We start from the raw sequence: 16025 nt of genomic DNA, 5'->3' as shown, positions 1-16025 counted from the left end.
TACTTGCCTGCTAAGGAGAGAGTTATGCTGGGATGGGTTATCACCTGCCACGATGAACGGGCGCAGGACATGCTGGACAAGCTTGAAGCCAGATTTGGCCCGCTGGCACAGTGCCGGGCGGTAAATTACTGGCGCGGGTTGAGCACTAACATGCTGAGCCGCATGATGTGCGATGCCCTGCATGAAACGGACACCGGTGATGGCGTCATTTTTTTGACCGATAAATCGGGCGCGGCGCCTTACCGCGCAGCCGCTTTGCTGAGCCATAAGCATGATTGCTGTGAGGTGATCTCGGGCATCAGCCTTCCATTACTTGAAGCGATGTATCCGCAACGTGAAACGTTAACCAGCGCCGGGTTCCGTAACGCTATCGTCGAGCAGGGCGCGCCGGACGTCAGCAGCTTGTGGCATCAGCAGCAAAAAAATCCTCCTTTCGTCCTGCTCCATGATCTGTATAAGAATTAAACGTTGGTATTGATGTCGCTTTTGCTACAATGGCATAAGTATTTCCGCTTCGAATAAGACCCTCATGTTCACGCGTATTGTTTTCCTGTTATTGATGTTCGTGTCCGGCACTTCTTCTGCCAGTTTATTAAGTCAGCAAAGACTGCCTGCTCAATATATGCAAACCACCGAAGATGCGGCGATTTGGGCGCAGGTCGGCAACAGCGTTATTAACGTCGGTAACGTGCGGGCAGGGCAGATCCTTGCGGTAGTGCCTGCGGCGGCGGACTACTATGAATTTCGCTTCGGATTTGGCACGGGTTTTATCGACAAGGGACACCTGGAGCCGGTTCAGGGTAAACAGCGCGTCGAGGATGGGCTGGGGGATCTGAATAAACCGCTGAGCAATCAAAACCTGATAACGTGGAAAGACACGCCCGTTTATAACGCCCCGAACAACGGTAGCGCACCCTTCGGCACCCTGAGCAGCAATTTGCGTTATCCGATCCTGAACAAGCTTAAAGATCGCCTCAATCAGACCTGGTTCCAGATCCGCATCGGCAACCGCCTGGCGTGGATCAGCAGCCTGGACGCGCAGGAAGATAATGGCATTCCGGTCATTACCTATCACCATATTTTGCGCGACGAGGAGAACACCCGTTTCCGCCATACCTCCACGACCACCAGCGTGCGGGCATTCAGCAACCAGATGACCTGGCTGCGCGACCAGGGCTATACCACCCTGACGATGTACCAGCTGGAAGGGTATGTGCGTAACAAAATGAACCTGCCGGCGAAATCGGTGGTGATTACCTTCGACGACGGCCTGAAGTCCGTTAACCGCTATGCTTACCCGATCCTCAAAGCGTATGGCTTTAAGGCGACGGAGTTTATTATCTCCTCGCGCATCAAGCGCCACCCGCAAAAATGGGCGCCGAAATCCCTGCAGTTTATGAGCGTGTCGGAGCTGGAGCAGATGCATGACGTGTTCGACTATCAGTCCCACACGCACTTCCTGCACCGCGTTGACGACAACCATCAGCCCATTTTACTGAGCCGCAGCTATCACAATATTTTGTTTGATTTTAAGCGCTCGCGACGGGATCTGGCGCAGTTTAACCCGCACGTGCTTTACCTCTCGTATCCGTTCGGCGGCTACGACGATAAGGCGATTAAAGCCGCGAATGACGCCGGGTTTCATCTGGCGGTGACGACGGTACGCGGGAAGGTCAAGCCGGGGGATAATCCGTTCTTACTGAAGCGCCTGTATATCTTAAGAACGGATTCGCTGGAGACGATGTCGCGGCTGATCAGCAATCAGCCGCAGGGGTAGTTTACTCGTAGGTTATCTGGAAGGTAACAGAGGTACCGAAAGTCCCGACGGTCACAGGTTCGCTGCCGATTTTAACCAGTTGAGCCCAAAGGGTTCTGTCTACAAAATTCACAGGGTCCACTCCAATCACTTCGCCCACAGCAAGGGTTCGCGCATAGCTATCAGCTGGAACAGGATAGTTATCACCCTGATTATCGAGAATCCTGACGCCGACGCCTCCTGCCGCGGTTACTCCACTATTACCTTCAACGTTGTTAGTAAAATACTTTTTATCTGAGGTGGTATGAGTGGATGATAATGTATATTCAACCTTTACTGTATTTATACATGTCCCCGTAATCTGAAACCCGACTTTAGTGGTATTACCGTTTTCGACTTCTGCAGGATACCAGTCCCCCAGATTCACCGTTGCCGGGGCGCGTAATGCGCACGTTGGACGGTTTAAGGGAATACTGAATGACATCTGGGACATATTCACCAGCGGACGTGGATGGTCATCTTTTGTTGTCCCATTAGGGTTACCAATAATAATTTGACCGATAGGGCCACTGCTCGCAGTTAGGAAATTCTCATCTGCGGGTACACCTGTGAACCCATTTGTCTGCCAAATTTCCATACGAACGTGCCAGTTTTTCTCATCAAGAAGCCCATAGTCATACCCGATGATACCTGTCCTATAAAATTCGTTCGCGTTTGGGGGGAACCATGCCGTTACGCCATTACCATCCGGGAAAAACGCCAGCGTGTAGTAAATCCCTGGGATGTTTGTACGAAAAGCGGCTTTGCCATCAATGCTCACCATCTCCATTGCATTATCGGTTAACTGATAAACATCTCCGCCGTCATCGCCGCCTGCGCAGTGCGATCTTAACGTCGGTGTTGTCTCCATAATGATCGTGGAGCTGATCTGCGTTGGGGCGGTTACCATGCCCACGGGCAGGGGGGTAATCACCGGTTGTGTACCCGGGGACATAATTAACACATCGTCTGCTCCGGCGTAAAATTTGCACTCATACGCATGCGTTGCGCCAGAAATCCCGAGCGCCACAAACGCTAATAGAGTCAATAGTTTCTTCATCATAAATCCCTTTATTCGTAGCTCACATTCACCAGAACGCTGCTCATCACCGTGCCGCTGGTGACGGTTCCCACGTTCTGATAGCGTGCGTAAAATCCATAATCCTTTATATAGCTCTCACTGCTTCCAGCAACGTCGTAAATAACGTTAGACGTACCGTCACTTTTCAAAACGTTCGTTTTGTATTTTTCAGAGAAAATAACGATACCTACATTTTCAGCTGCGCCAGCTGTCGCATCGTTTTTAAACACCTGGTTTTGGTTACTCCAGAAACCATTCTGGGGTGCAAAACTAAATTTCAGTTGGTTAATATCTGCACCCTCTCCACTGCCCGCGTAGCAGTTATCTACGTGAATGGTGAAGGGCGTGCCTGCTTCATCATCGGTCGGCGTTAAACGGTCGCTCTTATCGCTGTTATAAAACCAGTCTCGGCCAACGGTGGGCAAATAGATTTCCCCGCCGTTTTCGACGCTGAGCTGGCATGTATTGTTAACAATGTTTGCCGTCAGGTTTACATCCATACCTGAACCTGCCTGGCTTACGCCAGGCAGAGTGCTACCAGCCAGACCGATAAGCAACATCAGACCGGGCTGGTGTAAAGTAAACGGTGATTGTTGCATAGTGGTCCCTGGAATTATTGATAGGCGATGGTGAACGTGACCGGTGCACTAACGGCACCTGTGCCAACATCAGCAATGGTTTGACCCTGGCCTACTACGATGCGGGAATTCATTGGAAATTCACCGATGCCATTAGAAATGGTGACTTCCTGTGCTGCTGGAGGGGTGTTGCAGCTCATGAGTAGCCCAGTATCGACAACGCCTGACCAGATTTCAAAGCCTGTTGCTAAGCCACCTGAGTAGGAGTCACCGTTCTTACCTGTGCCACTGCACTCCCCACCAGCGCCTTTTGCGGCTGCTACTGTTGCCTTCGTGACACCAGAACAGTTGGTGAAGGCAATCTTGAGCGGCTTAACGCGGGTTTTGTTCACCAGATCGGATTTATATACTTCGCCAAAAGCAATTTCAGTGGCTGCAGTACCGGCATCGTTAAGCACTTTTGCAGTACATGTGCCTGATACAACTTTGGTTTTAATCGTCATTTCGACGCTGCTGGTACCTGTAATTGCTGCACTTGCCATTCCAGAGAACAGAAGGGTAGAAACGGACAGGGCGATAAAAGTGGATTTAAATTTCATAATGTTGCTCCGGTTTCCTGCACCAATTACTCGTAGCTAAATTCAAATGTCGCCACAGCCTGAAAATCGCCAATGGTCATTTTGTTTGTTTGGGTTTCACGTAGTGTGGCAACTAAAGGTACTTCCTTGTTCTGGATTTCTGTTGCAGTCCAGACCAGGCGCTCTGTATCAACGGTAGAGTTAATAGTGAATGGAGCCAGCGGTGTATCTGCTCTGGCAATTTCGACCGCAGAATAATCTGCACCACCGTTTGCTTTAGTGATCTGGTTGACTAGCCCCGTGGTCAAATAACCCGATGGTGACCCTTTTACCGTGGTTTTCAGCGAGGTCAGGGATGCCGGACATTCAACGATCACGATTTTGAAATTGGCATTCGCAGTACCGGCCTTCACATCGTCAATACGCACCTGGCTATTGCTACCAATAGTCAGCGTTTGTTGCGTATCGGAGCCCGTACCGCCAACCAGTTTCATATCGCAAGTGGTTTCGCGAATATTGGCGGTGAAGTTCACATCCAGATTGGTGCCGTTGGCAAGCGCTGAACCTGATAACGCAAGCATCGTCATGGCAACGACCGACAGCTTAAGATTTTTTTTCATACTCACTCTCATCTATTTTCCTGAATAATTACATTTGGCACTGTTGGTTATTAAGTACCGTTGTAAGTCCTATTTTTTGAGCGTTTTGTAAAACCTGATAACGGACGTCACATTTACTGTCCTTATCATTTCCCCAGACCACGTGCAGTACGCCTTGATCCTCTACGCCACGGACATAAGCTTGACCCGCCTGACCGACGGTGCCGACAGATTCATTTTTCTCATTTAATACATCTGCACCCAGAGGAATAAACCCTTTATCGGTTCGCTGGAGCTCTAATATCAGTGAGCGACCTTCGTTCGTTTCAAAATTAACCAGCACCACGGAACCGCTACGAGGAACAGTAATTTCACTGGTGTTTGTGATTTCAACGTCGTTTTCCAGGGTGCTGATATCCAGATAAACACGGTTTTCACGATAAGCCGACATATAAGGTAAAATGCCGTAACCAGAATCACCAATTTCACTACTGCCGAAGCCAATACCTGCTCCTTTCGCACCGCTGGCTTTTACCAGCGCCAGTGCATCGCTATCACCAATACTTCCCGGTGCGAATGCAATGCCCCCGGAATGCAATACCATGCCCCCGCTATAGGATGCGGAATATTGCTTGCTGTTGTCATCGCCGAATGAAGCCGATAATCCAAGAGGACCGTATGCGCTATTTAATGAACCATAGCCACTTATTTGATTCAGATTACCGTAATTACCGCTGTTAGAGGCGGCGCTGACGGAATAGCTGATCTTATTATCTTGCGTGTTGCCACCCGCAGAAGTGTTAACGCTCGTGCCACCTTTAAGATCGGAACGCAACCCCATATTAATGTTAGAGAAACCACCTGAACGCGAACCGTCATGTGAAAACACGTTTAGTGGAACACTCAGACTCAAATAAACGCTGTCATCTTTTTTCCCATACTGGTCATAGGTTCGTTGTAATGACAGACTGTAACTGCCATAGGTGAAGCTATTGTTATATCCAATGTTATAGTTGGACGTTGACCCGGTGGCATTCCAGTAATCCTGCCACGTACCGCTGACGTACAGAGAACCAAAGCTATTTTCACCCGAATTCAGGGGCTGATTAAGACTGATTTGCACCTGATTTTTGGTTCGCTGATAGTCGGCGTATAGCGCGTCGTTTGAGGCATAGCTGCGGTTAGAATATTTCTGTCGCGTGATACTGTCCTGGAGCTGTGCCGCATCGTTAAGACTGAGGTAATCCTCTGTCGAGAAACGATAGGCCGCCACGTTGAAGGACGTATCTGTCGCCTCAATCATTTTACTGAAGGTCAGGCGATAACTTTGACCGCTAAGCGTATTAAGGCCTTCAATATTCGCATGGGACTGGGTGGCATCAAGTGCGAACGCACCAATTGAGGTGTTCATCGCGAGGCCCAGAATACCCGCGTAAAAATCCATGTCGCTGTATTGCGCGCCAATATAGCCCGTGAAGGTATTGTTCAGGCCATAGTAAAGTGTGCCATAACCGACTTTAGGTGCGTCAATCAGGGAATCGTCGTTTAATTCACCAAGACCCACGTCCCAGCGCGTCGCCCCCGGGCGGAGCATTTGGGTAACGGATGAAAAAGGCACGGTAAAGGTGCGTTTGCTGCCATCCGCCTCTTCAATGGTGACCAGTAAATCATTACCATAGCCCGTTGTGCTAAGGTCATTAATTTCAAATGCTCCTGGTGGCACAGAGGTTTCATAGATCTTATTTCCGCTCTGCGTGACGCTGACCTTCGCGTTACTGTTTGCTGTCCCGCGGATCACCGGCGCATAGCCTGTAGAGCCCATCGGCAGCATGCGGTCATCGCTGTATATTCGGGTACCGCGTAGGCTTATTGAGTCAAACGCGTCACCGCGAGTATAGGAGTCACCTACGACGAATTGCGCGCTGAGTGGCGTAATATCCCGCTGTAAATAGATGTCCTGGCTGGAATACTTGGTGCCGTTATCTTTGTCCCAGTTAAGATTACCGCGAGAACGTAACCGCCACGGGCCCATATTAAGCCCGTAGCGTAAACCCATATAGGCACTTTCTGATGTACTGCCATTGCTCTCGCTATGCCATGCGTTCATATCATAAGAGAGCAGGGCGGCAGGAATACCGTTTTCCCAAAGAGACGGATCGACATAACCTGCCGGGCGTCTCAGGACATAGACCTGCGGGAAATTAAGATCCAGCGCCTGTTTACCGCTGTCATAACTTACCGTTGCGCCGGGAAAGGCCTTTTTAATATCTATGCATGACGCATCATCTTCCTGTACTTTATCCAGCGTCTTGGTATCTATACCTGATTGTGCCAACAGCAGTTTCGTCAGGCATGGCGCCGCGCGCGGTGTTCCGTTATCTTTAAACGTTACATCCACAGTAGATTTTAATTTACCGTTAAGGTTAATCTTTGTGCGATAAGTACCCGGTAATACCGGGTTGCCATGTGCAAAACGGTTAATATCAATATTTGAGCTGCCATTTAAAAGAAACTGATCGTTAAATTCAATCGCTTCTTCGTCATCAGGCTGCGTATCTGCTGATGCGATATTTTCTGCACAAGCATAAAAGGGTAATGCTGCGCTTATAGCAAGGCATAAAAGAGAACGTTTAAATAACATGGCAGACCCGCTTGATCAGTGCAGAGATCGATAACTCTGCAGAGCTAATGCTATCAATTATTATAGGAATTAGAACTTTCTATTTATTTCATCCCGGTTTCGTAATGGTCTGTTCCACCATAGTCATTAATGGCGTCATACTCTACGCTGCCATTTACCACGGAAGCTAAACCTTTTACCGTCATCACAGTATCGCTGAAAGGTGCCACTGCCTGATGAATGACCTCATACGTTTTTGGCCCACTTTTAAAGGTCACCGTTGAAACAGAGATGTTATATGGTGAGCTATTGTGTGCAACGAGTTTAATTGCATCTCCTTCTTTCTTCTGCGTCCATGTTAAACCTTTGGCTGCATCACCTGGAGTGCCTTTTAATCCCTCTGGACGGAAAAAGAATTTAATACGCGTTCTGAATGCCAGCTGAAGCTGGTTAAGGTTTTCTTTATCCACATTTTTGGATTTTGGCGGAATTTCCAGAACGTTGAACCAGAACAGGGATTCACGATCCTGAGGTAACGGTGTACCTGTGTAGGTAATTCGTACGGACTGCCCTTTTTTCGGGTCAATACGTGATACCGGCGGAGTAATGATAAATGGGAGCTTAAGCTCTTGCGGGTTTACACCATCGCGACCATCGTCAAGCCAGGTCTGAACCAGAAGGGGTTTAGTACCATGGTTATCCAGATTTACCACGACATCTTTGGAGGACTGCGTGTATACAATACGTGTGCCGGATATAACGATATCCGCATTAGCATTTGATGCGCACAAAAAAGCGGTTGCGAGCAATGTGGCCTTCAGGCCTTTACCGAATACTAAACGAGACATTTTCCACTTCCTTTTGGAATTACAGAAACAATCCCCCATTAATAATGAGGGATTGTTAAATTATTTTTGATTTACGAATCTCTTATTCGTAAATCATAGTGAAGGCAACCTGTGCCTGCACGGTACCCGCAGATACTGGGTTAGACGCGGCATCCCAACCCTGACCCTGGGTGTAAGCTACACGGTAGTACAGGTTACCTGCGCCAGTAGTAGTATCGATTGTTGCTTTCTGGGTATTGTTAGTCTGGTCAATCTTAATTTGATCGGTAGCGGAGTTACCGTCGTTTGACAGAACCAGGTTGACGTTCTTAGCCGCACCCTGAGCGTTGCTTGGTGGAACCAGCAGACCGCCTTCGGTAGAAGAAGAGCCAGCCCATGAAGCGAACTGTGAAGACGCTTTCTTCGCAGTAGCAGTATCACAACCCGTCAGTGACAGGGTGAATTTCTTTTCACCCAGAGTGCTGGTGGTACCCAGTGCGTTAGCGAAATCGCGCACAAATACGGTGTCCAGGTTCACGTCAAAATCGTTACCGTTCTGATCTATCTTCTGGTCAAGAGAAACCTGGCAAGTGTTGTTAGAAACCATACCGTGGAAGGTAATGGTACCCGTATCATTAGCTGCCATTGCGGAACCCGCGCTCAGAACCATTGCTACAGCTGCTGCCATGCCATATTTTTTGAAAGACATTTGATTATCCATATCTATAAGTTTTCGATATCAACAGGGAAAATTATATTTATCTATAATAAACCTTGTCATTTGAAATAATGTTATTTCGGTGCGGAGTTTAAATGCTTGCTGGAGGGAAATAAATAGGGGTGGTTTTATGAAGTTTATAAGATGTTTGTAGATATACTAATAATATTACGTGTGTGAATGTTATTTATGGATGTATATCGTTATGAATATAATTATGGCGGATATTTTAATAGGATAGATGGGGGGATTCACTCACCGAAAAAGCATTTCGATGAGTGAATTAGCTTTACGCAACCTGAACCGGAATCGCCTTTGCGGTGCGCTTCATTTCATTGTCGCCTTCGAAGTAGGCCACTTTAGGCTGCCAGCGGCGGGCTTCTTCGTCAGACATCATCACGAAGCTGGCGATAATCACAATGTCGCCCACGTCTGCACAGTGCGCGGCTGCGCCGTTAACGGAGATGATTTTAGAACCGCGCTCGGCGGCAATCGCGTAGGTAGAGAAGCGTTTACCGTTGTTCACGTTCCAGATATCAATGGCTTCGTTTTCAAGGATGCCCGCAGCATCGAGGAAATCCTGGTCAATGGCGCAGGAGCCTTCATAGTGCAGGTCGGCCTGGGTGACTTTCACACGGTGAAGCTTACCTTGCAGCATTTTGCGAATCATTACGTTTACCTTTAATTATCAAGGGAGAGAACTACGCCAGCTCAACCACTTTATTATCAATCAGACGAGCCTGGCCAAGCCATGCCGCTACCAGGATCACCGCACGTTTGCTGGTTTCCGTAAATTCCAGCAGCGTATCAGCATCACGAATTTGTACGTCGTCAGCACGAAGACCTTTATCGTTCAGCGCTTGTTCGGCGAGGGCGACGATCTCTTCGACGGTCAACTCTTTTGCCAGAACCTGCTCCGCCATGGTGTTCATGACCTTGCTTAAGCCCGGCGCGATTTTACGCTGTTCAGCGGTCAGGTAGCCATTTCGCGAACTGAGCGCCAGACCGTCTTTGGCACGTACAATCGGTACGCCGACAATCTCAATATCGTAACCCATATCCGCGACCATTTTGCGGATCAGCGCCAGCTGCTGGAAATCTTTCTCACCGAAGCAGGCAACGTCCGGCTGTACCAGGTTGAACAGCTTGCTGACGATGGTGGAAACGCCACGGAAATGGCCCGGGCGGCTGGCACCTTCGAGCATGGTGGAAATCCCCGGGACGTCAACGTAGGTTGCCTCTTCAGTACCCTGCGGGTAAACATCCGCCGGTGCAGGTGAGAAGACGATATCCGCATGGCGTTTTTTGAGCTTCTCGCAATCTTCCTGCAGGGTGCGCGGATAGCGCGCCAGATCGTCGGCGCGGTCAAACTGCATGGGGTTCACGAAGATACTGACCACCACGATATCTGCCCGCGCGCGGGCTTCGTCGACGAGCTTCATGTGGCCGTCATGCAGATTGCCCATGGTTGGGACCAGTGCGATACGTTTACCTTCCTGACGCGCGCGGCGGATATGCTGGCGCAGCAGCGGCAGGGTTTCAATGATTAGCACAACGAGACTCCTTAATGGAAACTGTGTTCTTCACCCGGGTAAACACCGGATTCAACGTCGGCAATATACTGCCTGACCGCAGCGCGCATGTCGCCCGCTTCGGCGAGGAAATTTTTAGCAAATTTCGGGATGTGTCCGCCGGTGATACCGAAGGCGTCGTGCATCACCAGAATCTGGCCGTCGGTGACGTTGCCTGCACCAATACCAATCACCGGAATGGACAGCGCGTCGGTGATGCGTTTCGCCAGCTCAACCGGCACGCACTCCAGCACCAGCAGCTGGGCACCTGCGGCTTCCAGCGCCAGGGCATCATCCAGCAGCGTCTGGGCTGCATCGCCGCGGCCCTGCACCTTATAGCCGCCGAAGATATTCACGGACTGCGGCGTCAGGCCTAAATGGCCGCAGACCGGCACGGCGCGCTCGGTGAGCATCTTCACCGTATCAACCAGCCAGGCGCCGCCTTCAATTTTGACCATATTGGCACCGGCGCGCATCACTGCCGCCGCGTTTTCGAATGCCTGTTCCGGCGTGGCATAGGCCATAAACGGTAGATCGGAAAGCAGCAGGCAGGCTGGGGCGCCACGGCGCACGGCACGGGTATGGTAAGCGATATCCTCAACCGTCACCGGCAGGGTGGAATCATGTCCTTGTACCGTCATCCCTAACGAATCTCCGACCAGCATGACGTTGATCCCCTCTTCGGCAAACAGTTTGGCGAAGCTGTAGTCATACGCGGTGATGGTGGCGAAGCGTTTTTTTTCCTGTTTGCATTTCTGCAGTAAGGAGATGGTGGTTGGTTTCATACTGTTTCCTGATAGCCCAAAAGCGAATCTTTGCGCATTCTAACAGTAACATTCGAGGGAACAATGATTTTAGGTAAACGATTAGCCACAATTATTTTGAGGCTAACTGACAGGGGAACCCGATCACCAGCGAGCGGGTTTTTCCGCGTTGAGGTTGTCCAGAATGGACTTAAGTAAGGTGCCATCCGGGAAGATGAGATCGGGGGCGACTTCATAGAGCGGCCAGAGCATAAACCCGCGATTTTTCATATCGTAATGCGGAACGGTGAGACGTTCAGTGTTAATCGTCTCGTGACCAAACAGCATAATGTCGAGGTCCAGCGTGCGCGGTCCCCAGCGTTCGGCTTTGCGTACGCGGCCCTGCTGCAGTTCGATGCGCTGGGTATTGTCCAGCAGTGTTTCGGCATCAAGGGCAGTTTCCAGCACCACGGCGGCGTTGAGGTAATCGGGCTGATCCTGCGGCCCCAGCGGCGGCGTGCGGTAGAACGAGGAGACTGCCACGATCTTGCTTTGCGGAATCTCGCCCAGCGCCTGTACGGCAGCATTCACCTGCTCCAGCGGAGAGGCTAAATTGCTGCCGATGGCGATATACGCGAGGGTCATGCTGTCCCTTCACGACGCGGCGCGCGTTTGCGCGGACGACGATGACGGCGACGCGGTTCCGGCTCTTCATCCAGCCCGGTAAGCATATCTTTCTGCTCCGGCGGGGCGGAGACCTGGAATTCAGCCCACCACTGCGCCAGACGCTGCAGCTCCTGATTGCGTTCAATTTCTGCACGCAGCGACAGCAGATCGAAGGCAGCGCGGAATTTAGGATGCTCCATCAGCTTCCAGGCGCGTTTGCCCTGACGACGGGACATGCGCAGCTGAAGCTGCCAGATGTCGCGCACCAGGGTGGTAATACGTTTCGGAATGGCGAGCGTGCGGCAGCCTTCGTCCAGCACGTCGTTGGCAGCCAGCGCGAACGCATCGTAATAGGCGAGCCCGCTCTCCTGGGTAATACGCTGTGCCGTTTCCAGCAGCGGATACCAGAACATCGCGGCAAACAGGAACGCCGGGTTCACGCGCATGTCGTTGCGAATGCGGGTATCGGTATTCTTCAGCACCTGCGCAATCATCCGCTCCATTGGGCTGTCACCGTTTTCGGTGAAGTAGCGGGTAATGGTCGGGAACAGCGGCTGGAACAGGTTGTATTCGCGCAGCAGATTATAGGTTTCAAAGCCGTGGCCGGCCTGCAGCAGCTTCAGCGCCTCTTCAAACAGGCGAGCAGGCGGCACGTCGTTAATCAGCGTTGCCAGACGCGGGATCGGCTCTGCCGTTTCCGGGCTGATGCGCATATCCAGCTTGGCGGCGAAACGCACGGCGCGCAGCATACGCACGGGATCTTCACGGTAGCGCGTTTCCGGCGTGCCGATCAGACGGATCAGACCTTCTTTCAGGTCCTGCATGCCGCCGACGTAATCGCGCACGGTGAAATCCGCCACGCTGTAATAAAGGCTATTGATGGTGAAGTCGCGACGCTGGGCATCTTCTTCGATAGAGCCGAAGATATTGTCGCGCAGCAGCATACCGTTCTGGCCGCGCTGTGACGTGGTGCGATCGGACGCGCCCGCTTCGTGGTGGCCGCGGAAGGTCGCCACTTCGATAATTTCCGGCCCAAACATCACGTGAGCCAGACGGAAACGGCGGCCAACGAGACGACAGTTACGGAATAATTTGCGCACCTGCTCAGGCGTGGCGCTGGTCGTCACGTCGAAATCTTTTGGTTTTTTGCCCAGCAGTAAATCACGCACTCCACCGCCCACGAGATAGGCCTCGTAGCCCGCTTTATTCAGTCGATAGAGCACCTTGAGGGCATTTTCACTGATATCTTTGCGGGAAATAGTGTGCTGCTCACGCGGAATAACCGACATGTGTGGCTGTGCAATAGCATCGTTCGCCATGCTCTCTTCGCGGCTTAGCACTTTACGGCAAAAATTAGCGACTCGGGTAAAAATGGTACACCTCGTAGTGTGTTTTGTTATGAAAAAAGCGGCTAATCATAGCTCAGCGCAACGCATTTGAGAATGCTGGATTTTTGGCACTGCCGCGAGCGTCCAGTTGGCAACGGCCATTTTCAGCAGTTCGTCAATACGCAGATCCTGCCATTCGTTGGTTACATTCTGGTTGAGAAATCGCAGCGCGTCGATCAAAACAGGACGCGGATCGCCGTCTGGCAGGGCCGAGGCGTGGTTCTGCTTTGACAATTTAAAGCCCTGCGCATTGACCGCAAGCGGCAGATGAATGTAGTCCGGCGCCGTCCAGCCAAACTGGTGATACAGCGAGATTTGTCGCACGGTCGGCTCGACCAGATCCGCCCCGCGCACAATTTCCGTCACGCCCTGGAAATGATCGTCCACCACCACGGCCAGGTTATAGGCGAAAAGGCCATCGCGACGGTGAATAATAAAATCCTCACGCGCCAGACGTTCATCGGCATGAATCTCACCGGAGAGTAAATCGGTAAAGCGCGTCACCGGGGAGCGCTGACTGATACGCACGGCGGCATTTTCCGGAGGAAGATTAAGCGTGCGGCAGTGGCCGTCATAGACGCCGCCTGCGCTCTGGATACGCGCGCGGGTGCAGGTGCAGTTATAGGAAAGCCCCTGTGCGCGAAGCCAGGCCAGACGTTCCCGATACGCCTCGTGACGTTTTGACTGCCACAGAACCTCATCATCCCAGTGAAGACCGTAATGTTCCAGCTGACGCAGAATCGTCTCTGCAGCACCGGGAACTTCACGCGGAGGGTCAATATCTTCAATGCGGACGAGCCATTTTCCCTGGCGGGCGTGAGCCTGCAGGTAGCTGCCGAGCGCGGCAATTAATGAGCCGAAGTGTAATTCACCGGAAGGAGATGGCGCGAAGCGCCCAATATAGTGTGATTCAGACATATCAACAGTAACAAGGCGGGAGAGACTCCCGCCTTTAGAGTGTGTAAACAGCGCTGGTATTAACCGGCCATCTGTTTTTCGCGGATTTCGGCCAGCGTTTTACAGTCGATGCACAGATCGGCGGTTGGACGCGCTTCCAGGCGACGAATACCGATTTCAACACCGCAGGATTCGCAGTAGCCAAAATCTTCGTCTTCGACTTTTTTCAGCGTTTTCTCGATCTTTTTGATCAGTTTGCGTTCGCGGTCACGGTTACGCAGTTCGAGGCTGAACTCTTCTTCCTGAGCGGCACGGTCTACCGGATCCGGGAAGTTAGCAGCTTCATCCTGCATATGAGTAACGGTGCGATCGACTTCATCCCTGAGTTGATTACGCCATGCTTCAAGAATACGCTTGAAGTGCGACAGCTGGGCTTCGTTCATATACTCTTCGCCCGGCTTCTCTTGATACGGCTCCACCCCAGCGATGGCGAGAATACTCAGGGACGATGTTTTACGGTTTTGCCCTTCTTGCATGTTGCTTCTCCTTAACACGCACTATCGATCCCCGTGTTGGGGGAAAAATCAGGTCGCTATAAATAGCAGATGCTTTTCCGGATGGCAATTATCTAAACGTAACACTTGACAAGCCTGTGAGGAAAAGCGTATTTGCGCACGCGGCCAGAACACTTAATCGTCAATCGTCTAATCCCTTATAAGACAATGGGAAGAGAGGATCTCAGAGTCATATTATCGGCAGAAAGTTCCGCTTTATAAGCGAAAACCTCTACCCCCTGCTTTTGTGCCTCATTCAACAATTGCGCGTATTTAGGATCAATATGGCGGGCAGGGGAGAAACGCTCAATGGCTGAATGCAACACCGCAAACAGCAATACGGCGCGTTTGCCCGCCGCCGCAACACTCATTAGCTCTCGCAGATGCTTCTGGCCACGTAGCGTTACCGCATCCGGGAAGTAGCCATTTTCCTGCTCCGCTAACGTCACTGATTTCACTTCAATATAGCACTCCGGCCTGTCTTCCGCCTGTAACATGAAGTCAATTCTGCTGCTTTCATCGCCATATTTCACTTCACTTTTATGCGTGCCATAACCGACCAGTTCAGGAATGGTGCCATGGGTCAGCGCTTCCTTAACCAGTTGATTTGCGCGCAGGGTGTTAACGCAAATAAATGCCCCATTTTGGGTTTCGGTCATTTCCCAGGTATGGGCATATTTGCGTTTAGTATTTTCTGATGTGGAATACCAGACCCTGTCACCCGGCGTCGCACAGCCCGTCATGGCTCCGGTATTGGGGCAGTGCAGGGTGAGCTGTACCCCTTCGGGGGTGATCACGTCGGCGAGGAAGCGTTTGTAGCGTTGGATAAGCGTAGCGTGCTGCAGGGGGGGACTAAACTTCATCAGAATTCCTTTCGGTGTTGCCCAGCGTCCAGCGCTGTAGCGGCGTATAGCGGGTGCGTCCCTGAGCAAAGACGGATTCGTAAAGCGCGAATCCGTTGACCGGAAAGGCCCAGTGAAAACCCGGCGGCGGGATAGCAACGGCCTGACCGGCATCGCGCAGCAGCGTGATATGTGGATGAAACGGCTGTGGGCTCTGATAACAGCCGCTGCGCGCCGCCTGCGCGCGCAGCATGTTCGCCAGCTGCAATAATCCGCGCGGTGGCTGGCGCGTGCCCAGCCAGACCACGCGCGAACGCAGCCACTGACCCGCGTCGTCGAGGTGCAGCGTAAATTCCGGCTGGGCAATACGCCCGGCCATTGCGGCTAACGCCCGCTGCTTTTCGGCACTGACGTCGCCCAAAAAGGCCAGCGTCAGGTGCAGGTTAGCCGCCGCGACAGGGCGACCGGCTTCCGGCGGGAAGCGATCGGCGCGCCAGCGAACAATTTGACGCTGTATCGCGTTGGGCAATTCAATGGCAAAAAACAGCCGTTTCGACTCAGGCATACG

At 51.6% G+C, this 16025-nt stretch carries 18 protein-coding genes; 2 read left to right on the top strand and 16 right to left on the bottom strand.

Annotated elements, in window-relative coordinates; genetic code table 11:
* The first annotated feature begins 24 nt into the window (after positions 1–24).
* Entirely contained in the window at positions 25–465 is a 441-nt protein-coding gene (locus OTG14_RS13595; RefSeq protein ID WP_267215236.1) for a PTS sugar transporter subunit IIA, read from the top strand.
* Between the two features lie 64 nt (positions 466–529).
* Positions 530–1777: a polysaccharide deacetylase family protein gene (locus OTG14_RS13590; RefSeq protein ID WP_267215235.1), complete on the top strand. Its 1248-nt coding sequence runs from the start codon at positions 530–532 to the stop codon at positions 1775–1777.
* A 1-nt stretch (position 1778) separates the two neighbouring features.
* On the opposite strand, the gene OTG14_RS13585 is transcribed toward OTG14_RS13590, so the two are convergent.
* The 16 genes from OTG14_RS13585 to thpR form a co-directional block, all read right to left on the bottom strand.
* A complete protein-coding gene (locus OTG14_RS13585; RefSeq protein ID WP_267215234.1) occupies positions 1779–2858 on the bottom strand; it encodes a fimbrial protein StkG in 1080 nt (359 codons plus the stop codon).
* Between the two features lie 8 nt (positions 2859–2866).
* Positions 2867–3475 carry a fimbrial-like protein gene (locus OTG14_RS13580; RefSeq protein WP_267215233.1) on the bottom strand — a complete coding sequence of 203 codons (609 nt, stop codon included), beginning with the start codon at positions 3473–3475 and terminating at the stop codon, positions 2867–2869.
* 14 nt (positions 3476–3489) lie between these two features.
* Positions 3490–4053, bottom strand: coding sequence for a fimbrial protein (locus OTG14_RS13575; RefSeq protein ID WP_126545079.1), 564 nt, complete (start codon positions 4051–4053; stop codon positions 3490–3492).
* A 26-nt stretch (positions 4054–4079) separates the two neighbouring features.
* The gene (locus tag OTG14_RS13570; RefSeq protein WP_032654701.1) at positions 4080–4652 is read right to left on the bottom strand and encodes a fimbrial protein; all 573 of its coding nucleotides are present in this window, start codon (positions 4650–4652) and stop codon (positions 4080–4082) included.
* Between the two features lie 28 nt (positions 4653–4680).
* The gene (locus OTG14_RS13565; RefSeq protein ID WP_267215232.1) at positions 4681–7272 is read right to left on the bottom strand and encodes an outer membrane usher protein; all 2592 of its coding nucleotides are present in this window, start codon (positions 7270–7272) and stop codon (positions 4681–4683) included.
* 83 nt (positions 7273–7355) lie between these two features.
* On the bottom strand, positions 7356–8099 hold the full coding sequence (locus tag OTG14_RS13560) for a fimbrial chaperone (protein ID WP_267215231.1): 744 nt from the start codon (positions 8097–8099) through the stop codon (positions 7356–7358).
* Between the two features lie 82 nt (positions 8100–8181).
* On the bottom strand, positions 8182–8787 hold the full coding sequence (locus tag OTG14_RS13555) for a fimbrial protein (RefSeq protein ID WP_267215230.1): 606 nt from the start codon (positions 8785–8787) through the stop codon (positions 8182–8184).
* Between the two features lie 298 nt (positions 8788–9085).
* Positions 9086–9466, bottom strand: coding sequence for an aspartate 1-decarboxylase (panD, locus tag OTG14_RS13550; protein WP_003856284.1), 381 nt, complete (start codon positions 9464–9466; stop codon positions 9086–9088).
* A 31-nt stretch (positions 9467–9497) separates the two neighbouring features.
* Positions 9498–10349, bottom strand: coding sequence for a pantoate--beta-alanine ligase (gene panC / locus OTG14_RS13545; RefSeq protein WP_024907496.1), 852 nt, complete (start codon positions 10347–10349; stop codon positions 9498–9500).
* Between the two features lie 11 nt (positions 10350–10360).
* Positions 10361–11152, bottom strand: coding sequence for a 3-methyl-2-oxobutanoate hydroxymethyltransferase (panB, locus tag OTG14_RS13540; protein WP_008501941.1), 792 nt, complete (start codon positions 11150–11152; stop codon positions 10361–10363).
* Positions 11153–11275: 123 nt separating this feature from the next.
* Positions 11276–11755 carry a 2-amino-4-hydroxy-6-hydroxymethyldihydropteridine diphosphokinase gene (gene folK / locus OTG14_RS13535; protein ID WP_267215229.1) on the bottom strand — a complete coding sequence of 160 codons (480 nt, stop codon included), beginning with the start codon at positions 11753–11755 and terminating at the stop codon, positions 11276–11278.
* Positions 11752–13149, bottom strand: a complete 1398-nt coding sequence (pcnB, locus tag OTG14_RS13530; RefSeq protein ID WP_073961632.1) for a polynucleotide adenylyltransferase PcnB — start codon at positions 13147–13149, stop codon at positions 11752–11754. The genes folK and pcnB overlap by 4 nt, the downstream gene beginning before the upstream one ends.
* 42 nt (positions 13150–13191) lie before the next feature.
* The gene (gene gluQRS / locus OTG14_RS13525; protein ID WP_267215228.1) at positions 13192–14082 is read right to left on the bottom strand and encodes a tRNA glutamyl-Q(34) synthetase GluQRS; all 891 of its coding nucleotides are present in this window, start codon (positions 14080–14082) and stop codon (positions 13192–13194) included.
* Between the two features lie 59 nt (positions 14083–14141).
* Positions 14142–14597: an RNA polymerase-binding protein DksA gene (gene dksA / locus OTG14_RS13520; protein ID WP_001155232.1), complete on the bottom strand. Its 456-nt coding sequence runs from the start codon at positions 14595–14597 to the stop codon at positions 14142–14144.
* Between the two features lie 176 nt (positions 14598–14773).
* Positions 14774–15478 (bottom strand): DNA/RNA nuclease SfsA, encoded by a 705-nt coding sequence (gene sfsA, locus OTG14_RS13515; protein WP_032649756.1) that lies wholly within the window; start codon positions 15476–15478, stop codon positions 14774–14776.
* The gene (thpR, locus tag OTG14_RS13510) at positions 15468–16022 is read right to left on the bottom strand and encodes an RNA 2',3'-cyclic phosphodiesterase (RefSeq protein ID WP_267215227.1); all 555 of its coding nucleotides are present in this window, start codon (positions 16020–16022) and stop codon (positions 15468–15470) included. Before thpR ends, sfsA begins: the two co-directional genes overlap by 11 nt.
* Positions 16023–16025: the final 3 nt, after the last annotated feature.

It is taken from the genome of Enterobacter pseudoroggenkampii (assembly GCF_026420145.1).
GTDB lineage: Bacteria > Pseudomonadota > Gammaproteobacteria > Enterobacterales > Enterobacteriaceae > Enterobacter > Enterobacter pseudoroggenkampii.
This window is presented reverse-complemented; position numbering and strand designations above follow the sequence as displayed.

Bases quoted from the DNA above. Each gene is read 5' to 3' on its own strand.
- OTG14_RS13555 (WP_267215230.1), bottom strand. From the start codon at position 8,787: ATGTCTTTCAAAAAATATGGCATGGCAGCAGCTGTAGCAATGGTTCTG.
- OTG14_RS13580 (WP_267215233.1), bottom strand. From the start codon at position 3,475: ATGCAACAATCACCGTTTACTTTACACCAGCCCGGTCTGATGTTGCTT.
- OTG14_RS13570 (WP_032654701.1), bottom strand. From the start codon at position 4,652: ATGAAAAAAAATCTTAAGCTGTCGGTCGTTGCCATGACGATGCTTGCG.
- dksA (WP_001155232.1), bottom strand. From the start codon at position 14,597: ATGCAAGAAGGGCAAAACCGTAAAACATCGTCCCTGAGTATTCTCGCC.
- panB (WP_008501941.1), bottom strand. From the start codon at position 11,152: ATGAAACCAACCACCATCTCCTTACTGCAGAAATGCAAACAGGAAAAA.
- OTG14_RS13575 (WP_126545079.1), bottom strand. From the start codon at position 4,053: ATGAAATTTAAATCCACTTTTATCGCCCTGTCCGTTTCTACCCTTCTG.
- OTG14_RS13585 (WP_267215234.1), bottom strand. From the start codon at position 2,858: ATGATGAAGAAACTATTGACTCTATTAGCGTTTGTGGCGCTCGGGATT.
- OTG14_RS13560 (WP_267215231.1), bottom strand. From the start codon at position 8,099: ATGTCTCGTTTAGTATTCGGTAAAGGCCTGAAGGCCACATTGCTCGCA.
- thpR (WP_267215227.1), bottom strand. From the start codon at position 16,022: ATGCCTGAGTCGAAACGGCTGTTTTTTGCCATTGAATTGCCCAACGCG.
- OTG14_RS13595 (WP_267215236.1), top strand. From the start codon at position 25: ATGCTGGGATGGGTTATCACCTGCCACGATGAACGGGCGCAGGACATG.
- OTG14_RS13590 (WP_267215235.1), top strand. From the start codon at position 530: ATGTTCACGCGTATTGTTTTCCTGTTATTGATGTTCGTGTCCGGCACT.
- panD (WP_003856284.1), bottom strand. From the start codon at position 9,466: ATGATTCGCAAAATGCTGCAAGGTAAGCTTCACCGTGTGAAAGTCACC.
- OTG14_RS13565 (WP_267215232.1), bottom strand. From the start codon at position 7,272: ATGTTATTTAAACGTTCTCTTTTATGCCTTGCTATAAGCGCAGCATTA.
- gluQRS (WP_267215228.1), bottom strand. From the start codon at position 14,082: ATGTCTGAATCACACTATATTGGGCGCTTCGCGCCATCTCCTTCCGGT.
- sfsA (WP_032649756.1), bottom strand. From the start codon at position 15,478: ATGAAGTTTAGTCCCCCCCTGCAGCACGCTACGCTTATCCAACGCTAC.
- folK (WP_267215229.1), bottom strand. From the start codon at position 11,755: ATGACCCTCGCGTATATCGCCATCGGCAGCAATTTAGCCTCTCCGCTG.